The sequence below is a fragment of the Aquimarina macrocephali JAMB N27 genome (genome assembly GCF_000520995.1).
GTDB classification, from domain to species: Bacteria; Bacteroidota; Bacteroidia; order Flavobacteriales; family Flavobacteriaceae; genus Aquimarina; species Aquimarina macrocephali.
Genome location: NZ_JACA01000094.1, coordinates 1 through 2484 on the forward strand (window position 1 = coordinate 1; position 2484 = coordinate 2484).

Annotated in this window: 2 protein-coding genes; both read left to right on the forward strand. The window is 31.9% G+C overall.

Translation table 11 applies throughout. The features are described from left to right. The first annotated feature begins 721 nt into the window (after window positions 1–721). Complete coding sequence (locus Z054_RS0127195; RefSeq protein WP_152538703.1) at window positions 722–1765, forward strand: hypothetical protein; 1044 nt, start codon at window positions 722–724, stop codon at window positions 1763–1765. A 3-nt stretch (window positions 1766–1768) separates the two neighbouring features. After that, complete coding sequence (locus Z054_RS0127200) at window positions 1769–2281, forward strand: hypothetical protein (protein WP_152538704.1); 513 nt, start codon at window positions 1769–1771, stop codon at window positions 2279–2281. The last annotated feature ends 203 nt before the right edge of the window (window positions 2282–2484 follow it).

Genomic DNA, 2484 nt, shown 5'->3' on the forward strand with positions numbered 1-2484 from the left:
CTTTTAAAATGAGTTTGTGTTTTCATGATTAGTTAAAATTTGTGTTTGTTAATTAATTATTAATTTTTGGTTAAATGTATAGTTATGAGAGTGATTATCAAACTAGTACCTGCCAGTATTTTAAAAGGTTAATACACCTATTTTTTATGGTAAAACAGTGTTATTATTAATGAAAACCTTTTGTTTTTTTAAGAAAATTTGATGAGTTGTACTTGTGCTTATACAGGCAAACCATCTCTGTTTGGGAGTAAAAGATCTATAGGTTTTTCTCTATTGTGATTGTCTGTTATACTTGAAATAGAATTTAGAATGTATGTACAGAACTACAGGGTTGTAGTCTGTATAATTTTAAGGTGGGTACAAAAAAACCTGAAGTAAGTTTTCTGACTTTACATTTCATAAAACTACTATATGCGGTATTTTATTTCTTGTCCTTCTGTTTCTTACACAAATAACTATTTTAAAACGAAGGATTGACAGACGATTTTCTTTATAGCTATTTTACTCTCAATAGGTTTGCGAGATGGTTTTTTTTAATTATATATAGGGTATTCTGTTAAATTTATAGTAGTACGGTTTTACCACGTCAATACTCATTTGTTTTTTACTTAGTTTTACTCAGTAACTATAAACCAGATTAAGCTAAAATTTTATGAAAAACCTATTAAAACCTATTCTTTTTTTAGTAGCCTTTTTAATGATTGCTTGTCAAAAGGAGGAGTTGCCAAACGTTGAAAGTGATCTTAGTCAAAAGGTCAGATCATGGTACGAAGATAATCACGATCAAAAATTTAATGAGAACCCTAATTTCTACGGTACTCCAGATTGGGAAAATTACTTTCAAGTTGAAAATGATATTTATTTCCCACTAACCCATAAATCAACTACTGTTAAAAATCAGGTAAAGCTTGATGACTTAAAGAACAAGATTCACGTAAAATCTTATTTGATATTAACTAAAGATAAGAACGATTTTAGGGAATCTTTGAAAGTGTTTCTTAATACAGAAGACAGTTTTAACAATATTGAACAAATACTTAAATTACCTTATTTAGAATATAAATATTCTAGCTATAATAATAATATTTCCTCGAGAAGCACTTCTTTTTTTCAATCTGATAATAAACAAAAGCATTTTGATAAGGCTATTATGAATATTTCAAAGCCTCTTTTATCTTCTTCAAAAGCAGATTGCCAAACTTATTACGTTATTAACACAACGTCTGTAAATGGTAATCCAGTTCACATTGACGTACTTTATAGTTATGAAGTATGTGACGGTGGAAGCGGTGGAGGAAATGGTTCTGGAGGTGGTGGCATTGGTGGTGGTGACGGTTCACGACCAGTAGAAATACCTCATTGTTCAAGTTGGGAATACGCACGAAGAGGCCTAGTTAAGGGAGCGTCAGTCTATGGTATGCAAGCGTTCTTTTTTACAGCTTATACAGATGCGGGTGGTATTGGATTTGAATCAAGAGTTGTCAACTTTCCAACGCTTTATTTTATTGTCCCTAACTCTTATAGAAACGGACATGCAGCCACAGCCACAGCAGCAATGATGGCATTAGCAGAAGATGATACCGAAGTATATTTTAAGGAAAACCCTAAAGCTAGTGCGCTGCAAGTTGAGAATTTCTACTTTGACAGAATGAAAGACAGAATGAGAGAAATTGGGGGAAGTGTATCAAAAAACAATCCATATGGCTTTACGAATCCAGCACCTTTCGTACATAGTTTAATCACAACAGGTAACTGTAATACTTAAATTATGATACTTTTAATTATAATAACTATTCTAATGGGAAACCCTTTAAATACAGAACTTATCGGTAAACATATAAGTGAGATTCCTAATGTTAAACCTAGCGTAAAAGAAGCTAACTACAACTCGTATTTGAAAACTTCAGATACAGGGTTGTACTTAGGAAAACCCTATCAATTCTTCACTATTATAACGGATAAAAAAGACGTGGTTAAAGAGCTTTCTATTAGAGTAAACGAAGTACTAGATAGATCATTTTTTGATCGTATGGTAAAAGAGTATGGTAATCCTGTCGGCCTATATAATATAGATAAAACTCTAGAAACTAGTACTTCGTTTCATGAAGACGGGGGAAGTTCTACAAGGTCAAGAGGCTCTATGAGAAAATGTACGTTCGAAGAAGAACCAATCTTTATTGTGTGGAGTATTAAAGATTATAGCCTAACTGTTACAATAACAAGACAGGGTTCATCTCCAAGGACTTCAATAAGTTTAGAGAATAAAAGTTTCTGGAAATAATTAGATGGTTCGAGTTAGGAGATTGCGATTAATAATTAGCATAAATTTGGTGAACTTAAAACCACCAAGTTTATATTTCACATAATATTATGAAATTAGAAAAACTATTAGAATTAACTGGACTCTAAAAATATAGATACGTTCTTAGGGCAGATTTACCAAGCCTATATAGAGGTATGAGGTAGATCAAAGTAGTGCCCGAA

Excerpts from the sequence above, each read along its gene's own strand:
- Z054_RS0127200 (WP_152538704.1), top strand. The coding sequence starts at position 1,769 with ATGATACTTTTAATTATAATAACTATTCTAATGGGAAACCCTTTAAAT.